The sequence below is a fragment of the Clostridium nigeriense genome (assembly GCF_050585265.1).
In the GTDB taxonomy this organism is placed as follows: Bacteria; Bacillota; Clostridia; order Clostridiales; family Clostridiaceae; genus Clostridium; species Clostridium nigeriense_B.
Genome location: NZ_JBNOOE010000002.1, coordinates 325,959 through 342,059, shown reverse-complemented (window position 1 = coordinate 342,059; position 16,101 = coordinate 325,959). Strand labels below are relative to the sequence as shown.

33 protein-coding genes are annotated in these 16,101 nt (G+C 28.3%); all 33 read right to left on the bottom strand.

The window, feature by feature from the left end; translation table 11 throughout:
- Window positions 1–9: 9 nt before the first annotated feature.
- Window positions 10–252, bottom strand: coding sequence for a hypothetical protein (locus ACQPVP_RS03365; protein WP_430847226.1), 243 nt, complete (start codon window positions 250–252; stop codon window positions 10–12).
- Window positions 253–266: 14 nt separating this feature from the next.
- On the bottom strand, window positions 267–587 hold the full coding sequence (gene gpG / locus ACQPVP_RS03360) for a phage tail assembly chaperone G (RefSeq protein ID WP_430847225.1): 321 nt from the start codon (window positions 585–587) through the stop codon (window positions 267–269).
- 58 nt (window positions 588–645) lie between these two features.
- Window positions 646–1,278 (bottom strand): major tail protein, encoded by a 633-nt coding sequence (locus ACQPVP_RS03355; protein WP_430847223.1) that lies wholly within the window; start codon window positions 1,276–1,278, stop codon window positions 646–648.
- Entirely contained in the window at window positions 1,279–1,623 is a 345-nt protein-coding gene (locus ACQPVP_RS03350) for a hypothetical protein (protein ID WP_430847221.1), read from the bottom strand. It lies immediately after the preceding gene.
- Between the two features lie 9 nt (window positions 1,624–1,632).
- The gene (locus ACQPVP_RS03345; RefSeq protein WP_430847219.1) at window positions 1,633–2,064 is read right to left on the bottom strand and encodes an HK97-gp10 family putative phage morphogenesis protein; all 432 of its coding nucleotides are present in this window, start codon (window positions 2,062–2,064) and stop codon (window positions 1,633–1,635) included.
- Window position 2,065: 1 nt separating this feature from the next.
- A complete protein-coding gene (locus ACQPVP_RS03340; RefSeq protein WP_430847217.1) occupies window positions 2,066–2,386 on the bottom strand; it encodes a phage head closure protein in 321 nt (106 codons plus the stop codon).
- Complete coding sequence (locus ACQPVP_RS03335; RefSeq protein ID WP_430847215.1) at window positions 2,387–2,668, bottom strand: head-tail connector protein; 282 nt, start codon at window positions 2,666–2,668, stop codon at window positions 2,387–2,389.
- A gap of 50 nt (window positions 2,669–2,718) precedes the next feature.
- Window positions 2,719–3,804 (bottom strand): phage major capsid protein, encoded by a 1,086-nt coding sequence (locus tag ACQPVP_RS03330; protein WP_430847213.1) that lies wholly within the window; start codon window positions 3,802–3,804, stop codon window positions 2,719–2,721.
- A 45-nt stretch (window positions 3,805–3,849) separates the two neighbouring features.
- Complete coding sequence (locus ACQPVP_RS03325) at window positions 3,850–4,461, bottom strand: HK97 family phage prohead protease (RefSeq protein WP_430847211.1); 612 nt, start codon at window positions 4,459–4,461, stop codon at window positions 3,850–3,852.
- Entirely contained in the window at window positions 4,448–5,668 is a 1,221-nt protein-coding gene (locus ACQPVP_RS03320; protein WP_430847316.1) for a phage portal protein, read from the bottom strand. Before ACQPVP_RS03320 ends, ACQPVP_RS03325 begins: the two co-directional genes overlap by 14 nt.
- An 8-nt stretch (window positions 5,669–5,676) precedes the next feature.
- Complete coding sequence (locus ACQPVP_RS03315; RefSeq protein WP_430847209.1) at window positions 5,677–5,835, bottom strand: hypothetical protein; 159 nt, start codon at window positions 5,833–5,835, stop codon at window positions 5,677–5,679.
- Window positions 5,836–5,839: 4 nt separating this feature from the next.
- Window positions 5,840–7,522 (bottom strand): terminase large subunit, encoded by a 1,683-nt coding sequence (locus ACQPVP_RS03310; RefSeq protein WP_430847207.1) that lies wholly within the window; start codon window positions 7,520–7,522, stop codon window positions 5,840–5,842.
- 2 nt (window positions 7,523–7,524) lie between these two features.
- The gene (locus tag ACQPVP_RS03305) at window positions 7,525–7,992 is read right to left on the bottom strand and encodes a phage terminase small subunit P27 family (RefSeq protein ID WP_430847205.1); all 468 of its coding nucleotides are present in this window, start codon (window positions 7,990–7,992) and stop codon (window positions 7,525–7,527) included.
- A gap of 129 nt (window positions 7,993–8,121) precedes the next feature.
- Window positions 8,122–8,556, bottom strand: coding sequence for a hypothetical protein (locus ACQPVP_RS03300; RefSeq protein WP_430847203.1), 435 nt, complete (start codon window positions 8,554–8,556; stop codon window positions 8,122–8,124).
- Between the two features lie 22 nt (window positions 8,557–8,578).
- Window positions 8,579–8,830 carry a hypothetical protein gene (locus ACQPVP_RS03295; protein WP_430847201.1) on the bottom strand — a complete coding sequence of 84 codons (252 nt, stop codon included), beginning with the start codon at window positions 8,828–8,830 and terminating at the stop codon, window positions 8,579–8,581.
- Between the two features lie 12 nt (window positions 8,831–8,842).
- A complete protein-coding gene (locus tag ACQPVP_RS03290; RefSeq protein WP_430847199.1) occupies window positions 8,843–9,322 on the bottom strand; it encodes a Xaa-His dipeptidase in 480 nt (159 codons plus the stop codon).
- A 273-nt stretch (window positions 9,323–9,595) separates the two neighbouring features.
- On the bottom strand, window positions 9,596–10,252 hold the full coding sequence (locus ACQPVP_RS03285; protein ID WP_430847197.1) for a tyrosine-type recombinase/integrase: 657 nt from the start codon (window positions 10,250–10,252) through the stop codon (window positions 9,596–9,598).
- Window positions 10,245–10,427 (bottom strand): hypothetical protein, encoded by a 183-nt coding sequence (locus ACQPVP_RS03280; RefSeq protein WP_430847195.1) that lies wholly within the window; start codon window positions 10,425–10,427, stop codon window positions 10,245–10,247. Before ACQPVP_RS03280 ends, ACQPVP_RS03285 begins: the two co-directional genes overlap by 8 nt.
- 82 nt (window positions 10,428–10,509) lie before the next feature.
- Window positions 10,510–10,857: a DNA-binding response regulator gene (locus ACQPVP_RS03275; protein WP_430847193.1), complete on the bottom strand. Its 348-nt coding sequence runs from the start codon at window positions 10,855–10,857 to the stop codon at window positions 10,510–10,512.
- Between the two features lie 235 nt (window positions 10,858–11,092).
- The gene (locus tag ACQPVP_RS03270; RefSeq protein ID WP_430847191.1) at window positions 11,093–11,332 is read right to left on the bottom strand and encodes a DUF370 domain-containing protein; all 240 of its coding nucleotides are present in this window, start codon (window positions 11,330–11,332) and stop codon (window positions 11,093–11,095) included.
- Window positions 11,333–11,362: 30 nt separating this feature from the next.
- Window positions 11,363–11,575, bottom strand: coding sequence for a hypothetical protein (locus ACQPVP_RS03265; RefSeq protein WP_430847189.1), 213 nt, complete (start codon window positions 11,573–11,575; stop codon window positions 11,363–11,365).
- 27 nt (window positions 11,576–11,602) lie between these two features.
- Entirely contained in the window at window positions 11,603–11,767 is a 165-nt protein-coding gene (locus ACQPVP_RS03260) for a hypothetical protein (RefSeq protein ID WP_430847187.1), read from the bottom strand.
- A gap of 33 nt (window positions 11,768–11,800) precedes the next feature.
- The gene (locus tag ACQPVP_RS03255; RefSeq protein ID WP_430847185.1) at window positions 11,801–12,004 is read right to left on the bottom strand and encodes a hypothetical protein; all 204 of its coding nucleotides are present in this window, start codon (window positions 12,002–12,004) and stop codon (window positions 11,801–11,803) included.
- 27 nt (window positions 12,005–12,031) lie between these two features.
- Window positions 12,032–12,286: a nucleotide modification associated domain-containing protein gene (locus tag ACQPVP_RS03250; protein ID WP_430847183.1), complete on the bottom strand. Its 255-nt coding sequence runs from the start codon at window positions 12,284–12,286 to the stop codon at window positions 12,032–12,034.
- A gap of 26 nt (window positions 12,287–12,312) precedes the next feature.
- Window positions 12,313–13,167, bottom strand: a complete 855-nt coding sequence (xerA, locus tag ACQPVP_RS03245; protein WP_430847181.1) for a site-specific tyrosine recombinase/integron integrase — start codon at window positions 13,165–13,167, stop codon at window positions 12,313–12,315.
- A 6-nt stretch (window positions 13,168–13,173) separates the two neighbouring features.
- A complete protein-coding gene (locus tag ACQPVP_RS03240; RefSeq protein WP_430847179.1) occupies window positions 13,174–13,338 on the bottom strand; it encodes a hypothetical protein in 165 nt (54 codons plus the stop codon).
- A 154-nt stretch (window positions 13,339–13,492) separates the two neighbouring features.
- The gene (locus ACQPVP_RS03235) at window positions 13,493–13,702 is read right to left on the bottom strand and encodes a hypothetical protein (RefSeq protein WP_430847177.1); all 210 of its coding nucleotides are present in this window, start codon (window positions 13,700–13,702) and stop codon (window positions 13,493–13,495) included.
- Window positions 13,703–13,708: 6 nt separating this feature from the next.
- The gene (locus tag ACQPVP_RS03230; RefSeq protein ID WP_430847175.1) at window positions 13,709–13,894 is read right to left on the bottom strand and encodes a BC1881 family protein; all 186 of its coding nucleotides are present in this window, start codon (window positions 13,892–13,894) and stop codon (window positions 13,709–13,711) included.
- A 1-nt stretch (window position 13,895) separates the two neighbouring features.
- Window positions 13,896–14,810 carry a phage replisome organizer N-terminal domain-containing protein gene (locus ACQPVP_RS03225; RefSeq protein WP_430847173.1) on the bottom strand — a complete coding sequence of 305 codons (915 nt, stop codon included), beginning with the start codon at window positions 14,808–14,810 and terminating at the stop codon, window positions 13,896–13,898.
- The gene (locus ACQPVP_RS03220; RefSeq protein WP_430847171.1) at window positions 14,800–15,039 is read right to left on the bottom strand and encodes a hypothetical protein; all 240 of its coding nucleotides are present in this window, start codon (window positions 15,037–15,039) and stop codon (window positions 14,800–14,802) included. The genes ACQPVP_RS03225 and ACQPVP_RS03220 overlap by 11 nt, the downstream gene beginning before the upstream one ends.
- A gap of 12 nt (window positions 15,040–15,051) precedes the next feature.
- Window positions 15,052–15,243 carry a hypothetical protein gene (locus ACQPVP_RS03215; RefSeq protein WP_430847169.1) on the bottom strand — a complete coding sequence of 64 codons (192 nt, stop codon included), beginning with the start codon at window positions 15,241–15,243 and terminating at the stop codon, window positions 15,052–15,054.
- Window positions 15,236–15,382, bottom strand: a complete 147-nt coding sequence (locus ACQPVP_RS03210; RefSeq protein WP_430847168.1) for a hypothetical protein — start codon at window positions 15,380–15,382, stop codon at window positions 15,236–15,238. Before ACQPVP_RS03210 ends, ACQPVP_RS03215 begins: the two co-directional genes overlap by 8 nt.
- 9 nt (window positions 15,383–15,391) lie before the next feature.
- Window positions 15,392–16,090 carry an ORF6C domain-containing protein gene (locus ACQPVP_RS03205; RefSeq protein ID WP_430847166.1) on the bottom strand — a complete coding sequence of 233 codons (699 nt, stop codon included), beginning with the start codon at window positions 16,088–16,090 and terminating at the stop codon, window positions 15,392–15,394.
- Window positions 16,091–16,101: the final 11 nt, after the last annotated feature.

Genomic DNA, 16,101 nt, shown 5'->3' with positions numbered 1-16,101 from the left:
ATTCACCTCCTAACTTTCAAATTCTCCTGATGCACTATGACTTTCTATAGGATTCCTCACCATATCAAATTCTAAATAATCAATATAATCAACAATATCCATGTCCATACATTCTGAATAGCTCATTTTATGAACCCTCATTCCATACCTAATTATCTGAAATAATATATCAACATATTTATTTTCTTCTATTTCTTCATCCTCATAGCCGTTTTCCTTATCATAATCATCAAAGGCGGAAGCTTCTTTCATTTCACCCCCGCCATTTATTTTTTTATTAAATTTTCCATCTTCTTCATAGTCTTGTTTCCTATTTCTTCTCCAAGTTTCATGAAAGTTGGATATATATCGTCTAGATCCATGCCATCTAAAAGTTCATCAACTGTAAAGCTATCTCCAAACATTTCACAAATATACTCACACATCAAATCATAATGTTCCTGTGTGAAAACACCCTCTTCATCAGCTTTATTCATTACATCTTGAATTTCTAGCATTCTTTTTAATGCTCTTCCTCTCATTCTTCTTGTAGAAAATTCCTTTTCTATAATCTTCCCATTTTCAAATATTTCTAATTTTATTTTCAAATTTCTTCCTCCCAAATATTAAGACCAAGGACTGAACCTTGGTCTATTATTCTAAATATTAAATTTCTGGAGCTGTATATTCCTGTACTTTAGCAAACCACGTTGTAATTGCTTGTGTTGCTGTAGTATCTGCTTCAAGTAAATTGCTTTCATCAACTTGTATTGCATATAAATTTTTCTTTTTCCCATCAATCGTATCTTCTTTTTGTCTAGAATAAAAACTTCCTTTTAAGCTAGATGTTTGTGTTTTTATTTTATCTTCTTGTGTTTCATAGTTCATTTCTGGTCTTTCAAGCTTACCGCAATAATACCATGTAAATTCATACTTGCCATTTCTCTTCTTTGCTCTCCAACCAATTGCAATTTCTTTAGCTCCATCTCCAGCTGCCTTTAATAAAAATCCATTTTTATATAGATTTTCATAAAGCCTTGCATAATCCTGTGGTGCTAATGTATTTACTGAAAAATCTATATCAGTACCTTCATACTGTTCAACTATATCTTCAACATTATCATCACTATAAACTTTTTCAATTGTGAATTTATCACTAACCTTTGCACTTAATGCTCTTGCAAGTTTTACGGGCGTACCTGCTGTGTATGTTGTTCCATCATTAGTCGTTACTTCTGCTACATAGATATCCTTTAACCCACATAATCTACTTCTTACTATTACTTCTTGTTCTGGCATTTAATTTACCTCCTCTAAATAATTAAATCTCAATGCTTTATGATATATTTTAGTATCAGTTTCAAAGAAATCCTCGCCATCAATATACCCAAAATCATTTCTTAACATTAATTTTTTAATTTCTTTTTTTAATTCCCATTCATCTTTTAAGCTCCAAATATCAATCTGAATAGTATGAGCTATATCTTCTTCTTCATCATCTGATAAATTATTACTTCTATCACTTAACTCACAAAACGTAATGTGAGTATCACTAATATTTTCATCATACCAACCTTGTACTACCGTAATACTTCTTTTAGATATTGTATCTAATGCTTTTGCTATTATTTCTATAATATCCACTTTACTCACCTACTTTAATTTTGTAATTAAACTTTCATATTCGCTTTTTGCTACTTCACTAAAATAATCTTCTAGTTCTTGTTTGGTTTTTTCCATATATGCTAATGGTTTCATCCGTGAAGTACCCCATTCAGTAAATTTAACATAAAAATAAGGTGAAATATCTGATTTATCCCACCCTACAATTATACTTTGATATCCATTTTTCTTTTTTACCCCACTTAAAGGAACATTATCTGCTGAATGTCTTCCTGTTCTACTTCCTTTTCTTCCACTAAGCATAGGATCTCCACTTCTTGGCATCTTAGTTTTTACTGTATTTTGTGCCTTAACCCCACATTTTTTTAGAATATTAGCATTAACTTTCTCTATTTCATTTTCACTAGCAATGTTTTCTACCTCTTTTATAATTTCATCTAAGCCTTCAAATTTAATAATCATGTTAAATTATCATTTTCGCTTTTATATAAACATAATCCTTAGAATTGGCTTTAAAATCAACTTGATATACTTGATATTCAATATCCTCAAATAAAATAATAAATTTATTTTTATCGGTAGTTCTCATTGCTTTTACTTTATTACAATACCTTACTTTAAAAACTATGACATTTTCATATTTTATATTTTGAGCTTCATATAGTTCATTTCCATATAACTCCATTGGAGTACACCAGCAATCATAATAATCTTCTGTCTTTTCTTCCCATCTTCCATTAACTATTAATTTTACTCTATTCTTAATACGAATCTTACTGTCCAATCACTCCACCTCACTATAATTGCTTAATTTATCTAATATAGTAGTAACTATAGCATCTTTCTTGGTATTATTCGGAACTTCTGTACCTCTATTCTCATACATATCATGTATAATCTTTTTTTGCAATAAATCAGCTAGCTTATTAGCCTTTTCATCTCTTTTATATGAAGTTCCTACACATGATTCAATATAATTTTCACTAACAATTATTAAATTATATAAAACATCATCATCATCATAATAATCTATTTTTAAATACTTCTTAACCTCATCTAATTCCATATACTCACCCTTTCTTTAAAGTAGGAAAGGGAAATTTAATCCCTAACCTTTTAAGCTAACTCTATCTTCTTTATAGATCTAATTGATCCTTTTATAGCATCAAATCTTTCTAGTATTCTTAACTTTATAGTATCAGTATTAAATCCAGCTTCTGTACTTCTTGCAATTGTAACACCATTTCTTTCTAGATATTTAACAGCTTCCTTAATTTTTAGTGAAAAATAAACTTTTGTTTTTTCTGCTGAAGGTGTAACTAAAGAGCTATCAAAGGTTACTATTGGCTTACCATTAAAATATTCCTTTCCATCTAGACCTACAGTAATAAGGTTCATATTTCTACCTTGCTTATCTTTCATATTTTTTAAATAAGCATATCCCTCTACATTACATAAAGTAATTAAACCAGCTTTTACTGCTGGTAAAGCTTTTGCCATTACATCTTCTAATGCTGTATAATCTGTTGCTTCTACAATTGTTGCATTATCATTAATAATAGTCATAATTTTTTTATTTTCTTTTGCAACTGCTATTTCAGTAAAGTTAGTCTTAGCAATTCCTTCAATTTCTACTTCTGCATCATCAACTAATTCAGAAGCTAATGTTTGAATTAACCCTACTTTCTTACATTTATAAGGTAACTCAGTAGTTACTAAAGTACCATCTACTATATCAGCGCCTTCAGCTATATCTGCTAATTCATTTTGATCATAATCAACTACTGGAATAGTTCCTTCATTCTTTGTAACAGGAATAACATCACAAAGCTCTTTTAATGATCCGTATCCTTTTTTTATTTCTTGTAATTGATTTATAAATTCCTTAGGTAGTACAGCAGCATTATCACTTGATACTACAGCGGCTCTTTCTTCATTACTTAATTCATGACCCATTACACTTTTTACTATAGCTCTCATTTCATTTACTTTTACTTTTGGATTTTTATTAGCTAAATCCCTTTGTTCTTCTAAATCTCTTTTTTCATCTTCTTCTATTTCCTCTGCAATTTTAACTTTTCTCTCAAGATTTCTTATTTCAGCAGTTATATCCTCTGCTTCTTTTAATTTATCTTCTTTTAATAACTGTCTTGCTTCAACTTTTTTATCTACAATTAATCTTCTTAACTCTTTTACTTTCATTTTCTCACCATTCCTTATATTTTTTATAAAAAAAGAACCTATTGTTTAAATAAGTTCTAATTCTAATCTTAATTTTTCTTTTCTTTTTTCTCTTAAATTTTCATGATTCTCTTTTGCTCTTTTATAGGTTGTACAACTTGTACTTTCATAAGCAGGATTAGTAACAATCGATACATCAAATATTTCTTTGATTTTATTTATAGTTCTTAAATCATATCCTCTTTTTCCATTATCCCAATCCCATTTTTGTGAATCTAAATCAGAATAGTCTAACATAAATGCAAAACTACATTTATCTATTATTCCTGCTTCCATATTAGAAATTAAATCTCTACTATAGGATGTATCAGTTGGTATTGCATCAAAGAAAAGTCCTTTTTCATCAACTGTTAATGTTAATGCTCCAATTCCATTAACTTTGTTATTTCTAGCTAAAGGCTTATCCATATCATGATTGATATTTAAAACTACATTATCCATTTTACAGTTATCTAAAGCTCCTTCTCGAATTATCTCCCTAAAATAGCCTAAGTCTTCACTTAAACTATCAAAAGTTAATGCATAACCTTGTAAATGAGTTTGCTTTTCTTCACCTTCTCCAATGCTCCTAACTTCAAAAGAAGTAGTGATTTTCATTATTTCTTTACTCAATCTCATCACCTCCTTTCTTATCATTAGCTCCCTTTTGCCAAGTAGCATTACCTTTAATAAGGTTATCTAAAGTAATTTGTCCACTAGGTAACGTTACTATATCCCCACCATCAACAAGTGGCACTCCTAATATTCTTTTAGCATCATTTACTGTATATGCTCCATCCTTTAAATATCTATCTATAATAATACTTTGAGTTAATGGACTAGTTCTAAGCATAGCATTAACATTAAATCTAATTTTATATCCCGCTTCCCTTTCATCCTCACTAAGTAATTTCCAGTCCATTTCTTGCTCTAATGCTGTTATTATTGGGATTATAGCATTACTTAAAAAAGCTATTGTTTCCTCTTCCGTTAATGATCCCTTTTCTATTAGCGAGTACGGAACTCCTATAGCACTTGTTATATCCTTCTTACCTATTATCTTTAATTCTGCGAACTGACTATCTGCTAAAGAAAGATTTAAGGCTGATACATTATATCCAGCAGGTACTGTAAAAACTCTTCCGTTGTTTGAATACATTTTATCAAACTTATTCTGAACTTTTTTAAGTTCTTTTTCTTCTTTTATGTCTGATGTTAACTGAACTACTATTTTGTTAGTTAATCCATTGCTGAATAATTGAGCTTGGTACTTTTGAGCTTTAATATTTGTATCAATACTATCTTTTATATAGGATCTAGTATTTCTAAAGCTTATTCCATTAATAGAATTATCCCTTAGAATAATTATGTCTTTTTCAAAGCAACTACCATTCATATCTCCACAAGTAAAATCAACTAATACTTTGTTTTCTTTAGTTGATTTTATTAGTCCTGCATTATCAACTATAAACTGATTAATTTTAACTGGATAAAGACCTTTTACTAACCCTTTTTTGTCATAATCTATATATAATCCAGCACTTCCATAATGCTTATTCATTGCTACAAGTGCTTTTATACATTCAAATGCATTCATTGAAGGATTAGGCCTTAGTCTTAAAAGTTCATAAAGATAAAAGTTATTTGCATCTATATCTCCTTTTTCAGTGCTTATTTTAGTTATAATAGGTAGTTTAGCAATATTATCACTATAAAGATTAATACATTTTGTATAGGTACTATCATTATTACTAAAATCACTATCTTCTCCTTTTATCCATGATGTCCAATCAAAAGGATTTTCACCAATTAAGCTTCGCTTTTCAAATAACTTTTCAAACATTATCTCACCTCCTATCTATATCTTGATATAATTATTGCTATCCCTATTAATACAAAAGATAGCAAGTATAAACCCATATAGATATTAAGGATTAATGTTGTATTTATAAGAATAATTAATGCGATAATAACTAAAATATCTACTAAATTCTTTTTTAAAAACTTTAACATTAACTTAACCCCAATCCTCTTCCTCTAATTTATCAACTGCATTATATCCATCCTCTGGTACTACAAATTCTGTATAAGCAAATATTAATACTGCAACCATATCTATTCTTTGTTTATTTTTATCTTCTTTTGCTAACATTTCATCATCTGATTTACCTTTAGTTGTAATGGCATTTTTCATATTCCAATCTAATAATTCATTAGCTTCATATCGTACTTTGTTATCATATATTTTTTTTCTAAACTCTTTAGTTGAAGGACTTAAATTAGTATAGGTTTGCTTTAATAATATTACATCATAATCTTCTGCTAATCTTTCCATAAGCTCTTTTGCATTCATAGGATCAGTTACAATAGATTTAATTGTACATTCGTATTCTTCTTCTATACCTCTTATATATTCCTCAACTTTTGTATAGCTTATAGTCATACCTTTATGCAAATCACAATATTTTTTTTCAGCATAATTCCTATAATTAATGTTTTCTCTTCTTTCTGCCAAACTATCTTCTGGTAAAAAGCCATGAGATTTACAATATACTTTTCCATCTTCAACATACATTATAGAAACTGCTGTTAAGTCAGTTGTTACAGATAAATCAACTCCTACAACAACTTCCTTTCCTTTAAAATCAATGCTTTCTCGCCTACATTTCTTCCAATAATCTATATTTATATACTTATTCAATTCATTACTCTCCAAAAATATATTAAAATTCTTTGTAAATAGCTCTTCTTGCTCACTTGTTTTAATTTTTGCAGTTTCTCTATCTGCTCTAATCTCATTGTAATTTTCTTCAACTCTTAACGGATTAGCTTTATATAATCCTTCTTCTGTCCATACTTCTTCTTTGCTGCAATAATATAATAAACAGAATAATCTTTTATTATCTATTGTTCCTTCTAAAACTGCTCTATCGTAATCTAACTCTTCTGGCATAATAGAATTACTTTCAGCATAAGCAGTAGTTATTTTAAACATTATAGGATTTAATACCGATAACTGACCTTTTCTCATAGCTTGTATATTCTTATTATCAGTAAATGCACCTACTTCATCACAACAAACTGCTGCTGGTCTTATGGAGTTATTCTTATTTGCCTTTGCAGTTCTTGGATAATAAAAACTATTAGTAATTTTACACTTGATTACTCCTATTTCACTCTCTGATACAAAGAAATGCTTTTTTATTAGTGGACTAGCTTCAATTAACTGAGCCATAGCCTTTCTTACCTCTTTTGCTAAATCTCTATCTATACAAATAGAATAAAATTCACTAAATTCCTGTTCCGTTAGCATCAGCAATAATAAAACTAAAGCAATAATAAATGTCTTAGCATTTTTTCTAGGAATAAATAAAACTACATCCCTATATCTAAATTTTTTCTTATTACTTTTATATCTCCATCCAAAAATAGCTGCTAAAAAAAGGCATTGAAAACCTTCCAATCCCTCTAAAACTTGTTTACCTGCAATAAATCCAGTAGCATAATTAAATAATTTTAATAAGTTATTTATCTTTTTTAACTTTTTTTCACTAAAACAAAATTCAAATTCATCCAAATATTGTTTTTTGTAGTAATCGTCCAAGAATATTTTACATTGTAACTTTACCTCATCCGTTGTAATTTCTTCTCCAGAAAGCACATCATTGCAATATTTTAAAGCTCTATCTAATAAAATCATAATTATTCGTCATCATCATCTTGTAATGCTCTTAATACAGCATCTTCATTTTCATCTTTAGCTTTTAGTGATAAGCTGCCAAACTTTGCTCTACTTTGTGGAGATAATGAAAGTTCATTACAACACCTATAAAAATCTTTATTGTATTTATCTTTCGCACTCATTAGATCCTTATTCATTATTGCTTTTGGATTTTTATTTATTATTTTTTCAATATATTGTAATCTATCAATCGCTATGCTGCATGTTGCTAATATATAAACATCTAAATTACTTAATATTTGACTTGCTTTTAATTCCTCAAATATATTTGTATATATAAACTTTTGTTCATCTGTTAAATAAATTGGAGGAATTTCTATTTTATCAGCTAATCCTTTTAATTTATTTTCTGTTTCTTTTCTTTTTTCAATTTCTTCTTTTGAGTTATGTCTACTTTGTCCTTCAATGCTTTTACATGGTCTAGCCATTTTAAAAATTACCTCCTTATGAAGTTTTAAAAGTTTCATTTTGGGATATTTTTGTGACTGAGAGAGCATGCAGGATTTTTTTAATCTCTATAAAAAATTTTACTACTCCCCCGGGTATATAAATTTTATCTATCCAATTCCAAATTCTTTTTTCGCTTTCTTTAAACATTCAAATAATATTTTTTGCATTTTATTTTTTTCTTTATCTGATTTTAAATAAGCTTTATGAATCTTTATATGATTAGATTGAGTTAAGTATATTAAATTGCTTTTATCTAATGCTCTTTCTTTACGCTCTTTTAATTCTTCAATATGATGTAGTGTGTATCCTTCCACTACATTTCCATTAATATAATACTCATACCAATCAATATTAACTAACTCTATTATTCTAGTTTCCCTACAATCAATCCAGGTATTGCTCCTATAAAAAGCTTGTTCATCCTTATCATTTCTTCTAGCTCTATATTCTCTATATCTTTCTCTAGTATTGTCTATCTGGCATTTACAGGTAGTATTACTAGGAATTCTTTTACCACATGAACTACAACGCTTATACATCATAATTAACTAATAACCTTACTATTTATTTCTTTTCATTCTGAATTAATAACTTATTATCAATAGCTATAATATCTAAATCACTAGGAATTATAATTATTCTTATCCCTTGATCTAAAAACAGTTTCCTCAATCCTCTATAGTACTCATCCGTTATAGGTCTATTAGCCTTTAATATAATTTGCCCTGGTAATAAGTCTAATGGTATATAATCAAAATCACTTATCTTGAATCCCGGCTTATTACTCTTAGGACTTGGATTTATTCCACATTCCATTTATTTCACTCCTTAAATTATTACTTTACTATCTATTTCTTTTTCTTTAAGTTTTAATGACTTCTTATCTATATCTATCTTGTGAGGGTCATTCTTCCAGCTAGCCTTTTTCTTATTCTGTAACCAAAACTTCTGAGCATTAACATCTGGGTGACTATATTTTTTAACCTTTGATATAACTACTTTTTCTTCTACCACAATTTCTCCATCAATTAAGCTTTCTACCTTAACCTTTGTTGGAACTTCTTCATAATAATAAAATCCTGTAGCCTTTTTAAAAACTGCCTTTTCTGCTTCTTGATTTAACTTATCTTTTCCAGTAGCAAATACAGCCTTAAGTGCTACGCTTTCAGTCTTGTATTTCCTAAATGTGGAATATCCTATTCCTAACTCTACTGCTATTTCTTTATCTGTGCAACCCTGCTCAATCATTGATTCTATCTTATCTAAGCTACTATTTATAATCTCTTCAAAACTATCTTTTCTAGCCATTTTTTACCTCCTTTATCGTAGCACTCATTTTTTAAAGTGCTATGATAATTTTATATATTTCCCTTCCAGTTATTTAAAGCTATATTTTATAATTTTATATATATTTATAAAAACCTATTGTAACCATTGAATTTACTGGTGTTAGCTAACCTTTTTTATTTTTCTTATAATCGGTAATAACATGGAGAATTACGGATGTCTTTTTTAAGTTACATATATTAGTAGGAATTTTTCTACTTTCTATTAAATAGTAATCATTTTATTTTTTACGTATTATATATCTTTATCTGCAATCTTGAAACTATCCTTAATCATCTTTTCTTTTAGTCCTAAATATCTTTTTGTTTCTTCAATACTCTGATGATTTAATGCAATTCTAACCTGCTCTAAATCTTTCCCAGATTCTTCATATATTTTTGTTGCAAAAGTTTTTCTTGGACTATGTCCACTTATATTTTTTAATCCTATTCTTTTACCTACTTCAGATAATATCTCACTAAATGCTTTTTGACTTATCGCTTCATTTCCTCCACCTTTATTAGAAGGAAAAGCAAATTCTGATCTCTTTTTCCCTTTTACATAATCTCTTAAATATTTTTCTAACTTATTACCTATTAATGCATCTCTTCTATCAGGCTTCTTTCTATTAGGATATTTAGGTAAATTACTTTTCCATTGCTCATATTGTTTTGATTCCTGGATTGAAAAATATCCATGTTCTAAAGCTTCTTTTATTTCTCCGATAGTTAAACTAACTAAATCACCCATTCTATATCCAGTTGCCCTTGCTAAAATAAAGAGCATTAAATTTCTTTCAGAATACTTCTTGCTATAGAGAATAAGTTCCTCTTTAAATCTAATATATTTATTATCAGGTATCGGATTTGCTGTTCCTTTTTCCCAATCTCTAATTTTTTCTTCTTCAAACATCACTATATCTCACCTGCTTTATAGCACCATGTTTCCCCCTTTTATAAGAACTATGTGACATTAAATCTTTTAAATCTCTTTCACTTAGCTTTTCTTTACTATTTTTTTTAATAATCGATTTTAATTCCTTATATTCTTTTGATTGACTTTCTTTTAAAATATCATTAATTCTCATAGTTCTCCTTTCTTCCCAAAATACAAAAAGACACCTAATTAGATGCCTTTTGTAATCCCATCCTAGGGTATATATGATTTTATTAGTACACACTCTTATTTTCATTTACTAACCTCTTAGGTGTATCCCAAGTTGTAGTAATATCTTTTTTAATTACTATATCGCCATTTTCTTTTGTTTCATAAATTGATCTATTCTTTAATATAAATGTTTTATCAGTCATATATTTTTTAGATTCATAATTTACTGCTTTTAAGGCTTCTTTTCTCATGATAACTGCTCTATCATGTTTTTCCTTAAATTCTTTTAAATTTCTTTGTATATATTTTTGAATCGCTGCCTTTGTAGTTTTTTTACCTGAGGTATTTATTATCCTTGCTATTTCAACTGAATTATATCCTTCTAAATATAACTTTTTAATAAACTCCATAAATACCTCCTAAATTACATAGTTCACCCCAACCCATTAAGGTGGACAACCCTTAATTTAAACAAATAAGTAATTAATATTGCTTGTCCTTTTTATTTCCGATTTGTTTAAATACATTCTAATATAAAAAAATATAAATATCATCTTACGTTTAACATATATTTCAATATGTTTTTAATTCATTTTTGATGATATTTATATCTTTTTTGTTTGTTTTTATAGTTTTATATTTTATTTAAAAATTTTCATTAAACCTTTTTCTTAAAGTATCTGCTCTATTGCTACTTATTATTATTTTTCCTTCTGCTATTATTATTGAATTTGTTTTTTTACCACCTGTTGCATCTATTAAACTATTTTCTTCTTTTGCACTTTTAATTAATCTTCTTGCATGGTTACTATCAGCATTTATTATTCCTATTATTTTATCTACATTAACACTATTTTCTAAACCTATGTTTAAAAACTTTGCCATATAATCACCTTCTTATACCTTTTGTTTGAATTACTCTCTATCCATAAAATCAGCTAAATCTCTTAAGTTATCTCTAACATCTGATATTTTTTCTGATATATCATCTAAATCATCATTTTCATGCAATCTTAAATCTAATAATTTATTATCTATCCTTCTTACAATACTGGCGCATAAACTCAGCTTTGTATTTAATTTTCCAACTTCGTAAGAAAGCTCCATAGTATCTTTGTTTATATTCATTTTTACCTCCTGTTTTTGCATTGCGAATTAACAATGATATTCAAAATTAATTAAATCATCTTTGCTTATCCACAGAACAACTCCATCTTCACACTCAATCTCATATTCATACATATCAGAATTTGTTATTTTATACTGTTTTCCTTTTCTTAAATTATTCATATTATTTTTAGGTACAACAAACATTCCCAAGGCTCCTCACTCCTTTCTTGATGCGTAATATAATCAAATTATATATTTATGACCTCTTAAAAAATCTATCATTCCCTCCACAACATCTTTATTGTTTTTAGCTAGTACTCCTTTAATAAAAATATTTCCATCAGCTTCTAACCTAATCATTTCTTTATCTCCACATATAAAAGTTATTGTATTACTAGGTTTAATTGTATTGGCATCTAAAAAAATAGAATCATTATTTACAGTCATTTTTAACCCTCCATATTTTAAAAAAATTCATGCCTTACTTCTCTTATTATTAATCATTAACAATGTGTACCCTATTATATCTTTAAGAGTGTCCTCTATGCTCTCCTCAACCACTTCGCTTTCTTTCTTGGTAAGACTTTTCAATCTGCTTAACTTGTCCTCTATTCTTAGAAAATAAGCAGTATCTCCATATTCTTGTAATGTCCTATCAAAACTATTCCCATAATCTCTATTTTTCTTTTCTACTAACTCCGCTACCTCAATAGCTATATTTTTTATCATTAAATAACCTCCATTCAATATCCCCATTAACTTACTAACATCCTATAGCTATGCTCTACATCACTTTCAGCTAACTTAGCATAAACCTTTAATGTTATTCCTACATCTTCATGACCTAGTATTTGTTGTATTACTTCTGGCTTCATTCCACTTCTTAAGGCTTGTGTAGCAAATGTATGCCTAAATATATGTGGATGTATGTGTATATCTAAGTTAGCTTTTTCTTTCATTTTATTTACAATTACTTGCATACCTCTTGGACTAATTTTCCTATATGGCTTTCTTTCAGTAACAAATAAATACTCACTTTCATCTTCTCGACTTTTTAGATAATTGTTTAAAGATCTCTTACACCTTTCAGTAAAATATACCCTTCTCTCTTTATTTCCCTTACCTATTACAAGTAAAGTCTTATTAGCAAAATCTATATCTCTTACTTTTACATTTAGAACCTCTGATAATCTGCATCCTGTACTTAAGAAAAATTCTAATAGAGCTCTTTCTCTTCGTGTAAGCATAGAATCTCTAAGTTGCTCTACCTGTTCCTCAGTAAGTGGTTTCCTCATTCTCTTAGGTTCCTTCATAGGTTTTATACTTGCACAAGGGTTCTTTATTATAAATTCTTCATTTTGCAACCATGCAAAAAATAATCTTATAGGTGTCATAAATGTGTTCATACTGCTTGGACTTTTCTTTTCAGCTTCACTATACATAAGCATTTTTATGTCTGCTGTTGTAACTGTGGAAACTGGCTTATGAAATACATTTTGTAATTTCCTTAAAGTGTATTCATAATTTCTAAGTGTTCTTGGAGATAATCCTTCTAACTTCTTAGTAGCTAAGAAATAATTTATCTTTCCTTCTAGATCTGATGTAGTCAATGCAGTTTATTTACTAGTAACTTCATAGTTATAAATCACTTCTTCTATAATTTTCCTTATTCTTAATTGCTCTTGTAAATTTGCTTCTAATCCAGGTAATTCAATAGTCAATTTTCCTATTAATTTAACTACAACCTCATCATTACAATTCCTATAAAAATTAGTTTCCATATCATTTCCCCCTTGTAGCAAGTGCAAAACTTAGTCTTGCTTTTCTCTTTTAGTAGCTCCATATATTAATGCCCAATAGGCAAATATACCTATTATCCATATGACTACTACTCTCATAAACTCTCTCCTTATATTTTAATTTTTATCTTCTTTATTACTTCTTTCTGCTAAAGTTTCTTCTAGTTTTATTTTTATCAAATTTAATCATCCTATTATAACCAGCTTTAACATATTCTTTCTTCCAGGCATTATAAACTTTTTCTACATCTTCGACCTTTAATTCGAATACAATTTTAACTCTCATCTTTATTAGCTTAGGATCCATGTAAGATATTTCGTCTAGATAATTAAATATCTCAATCACTTAAATTCACCCCTTTTTTATTTCTAAAATAATAGCTGGCCCTTCGCCTTTAATGTAACGATTTTTACTATCATCTAATCCTGCAGCTTGTACCTTATGGACTTCATTTTTATTGATTTCCATACTTCTTATCCCGTCTCTACTTGTAAGTTCTTTTATTAACTCACTAACTGCAACTTTCCTTAAATCCATGCTAATTCTCCTCATCCCAGCCTAAAAGTTTTTTCTCTAGATCATCATAGTCATAATCTCTGCCTTTAAAATTATCAAATTTTAATTTAGATTGTTTATTTCTATTTGTTGTTTTTTTATCTGCATAATTACCTTCAATAACTTTTATAAAGTTATTAGGTTTTACTAACCAATCAAATGTTATAACCCATCCTTTACTATTTTGACCTTTTAGAAATGTACTGTATTTTATATTATCTATTGCTTCTAAAACTTTATCTTCTCCATATTCTTTAAGTCTTGCATTTAATAATTTATATCTAGTAGTACCTGGATTAATAGAAACTAATTTTTGTAATCCTAGTTCATTCCACTTCTTTATGATAGGTTGTAATTTATTACTACTCACTATATCTTTAGATGTAGTCTCATCTCTCTCTAACTCTATCTCTCTCTCTAACTCTATCTCTCTCTCTAACTCTATCTCTAGTGGAAGTTTGTCCAAATCTGTCTCGAAAATGTCCGGACATTTGTCCCCTTCTATTAATAACAACTTTTTTTCTTCTTTTATCTTATTTCTATATTCTCTTTTTCTATCAGCTTCTGAGCTGCTTTTACCAATAAGACTTTGAATATCTAGCATATATATTGCTCCATTATCTAACACTTCAATTAAACCTAATTCTCTAAATATACATAAGGCTTTGTCTACAGTATCAACATTATGGTTAGCAATAGTAGCTATCATCTTCGGACTATAAGGGATATTTTCTTTAAACATTAGTTTTCCATCTGTTTTCAAGGACTTAAGATACAGTTTCATTAATATATCTGAATATAAATATCCATTGTCCATAGCTTGTAATATCTTCATATCTTCTGTTTCATAGAAGTTTTCTTTAATTTTCAAATAATAGTATTTTTTATTATCTGACATTATACTTACCTCCTTCACAATAAATTCTGTTATTGTCTATATCCTTTATATCTGGTATAATGTCTTTGATTATTTTGCTATGCTCTTTCCCTTTATCTTGGTTGGTAAGGGATTGAGCTATTTCCTTTTCTAACTCTTCCATTAGAACTTCTTTAAGCTCCTCACCTTTGTAAACTCTGTCTTGAACCCTTGGAACTACATTATTTACAATGTCTAAAATTAAGCCCATATTCTTCTCCTTTCATCTTCTACACATATACCTCTTTAGTTGTCCTAATTTCTTAGTGAAGTAATATTTATCATTTAATATAAAACTTATAAAAAACATTAAAATTGTTATTATTAATAATCCAATAACTACTTCATAACATAACTTAAGTAAACTCATAAAAAATATTTTAACTACATAAAAGAAATAAATTAATTTACTCATTTGAACACCTCATTTTAGTAGTTACTAACACATAATTACTATAAATTTCTAAGTTATATTTACTATATTCTTTAGTTATTCTTATCTTTTCTTTAAAAGTCCTATATGGTATTACTTCACATATTAAATACCCTACCATCTTATACTCCTACATTCTTATTTGAGCATTGCAGCCTTTAATCATCAGTTCTAATTCTCTAGCAGGTTGCCAGTCTATTATTACCTTCTTAGCAAAGTCAAAATCCTTTATTGCGGTATCTTTATAGGAAGCAACTCCTACTATTCTTTTATAGTCCTTCCAGCATTGGCTAAATGCTTTCTTGCTAAGTTCCTTATATGCTGGTGTATCTTTTCCACCTAATACTGCTATCACCTTTTTATTTACTAGATCACTTAGCACTTTCTGATTTCCAGTTTCTATTGTCATTCTATTTTCTAAGTTAGCAACTCTATTATCTATTTCCAATGTCTTTTCATCTAACATCAAAATTGCTTGAAGCTCTTTAGATAGTCTAGGAATTTGTTGCTCTTTAATTTCATTTTCCATCTTATTAAATGCCTCTATATATTTAAGTTTCCAACTTAAAGCTTTACTGCCTGTGAATCCCATTACTAATAAACTAAACCCATCTCTAGTCAATAGATATTCTGGGTATTGCTTACCTCTATTTTCGTAAGTACTTTCAACCATCATATCTTTCACGGCTGAATTTTCAGCTGCCAAATTTGAAATTGTTTGTAGTATATTTTTATGTTCCTTCCCAAAATCTTCTGCAACTTGTCTACTAGTTACAACTGGTACTGCTTGTCCTCCAATATTAATTTGTTTAATAGTTAAATTATTCATATAGATTGTCC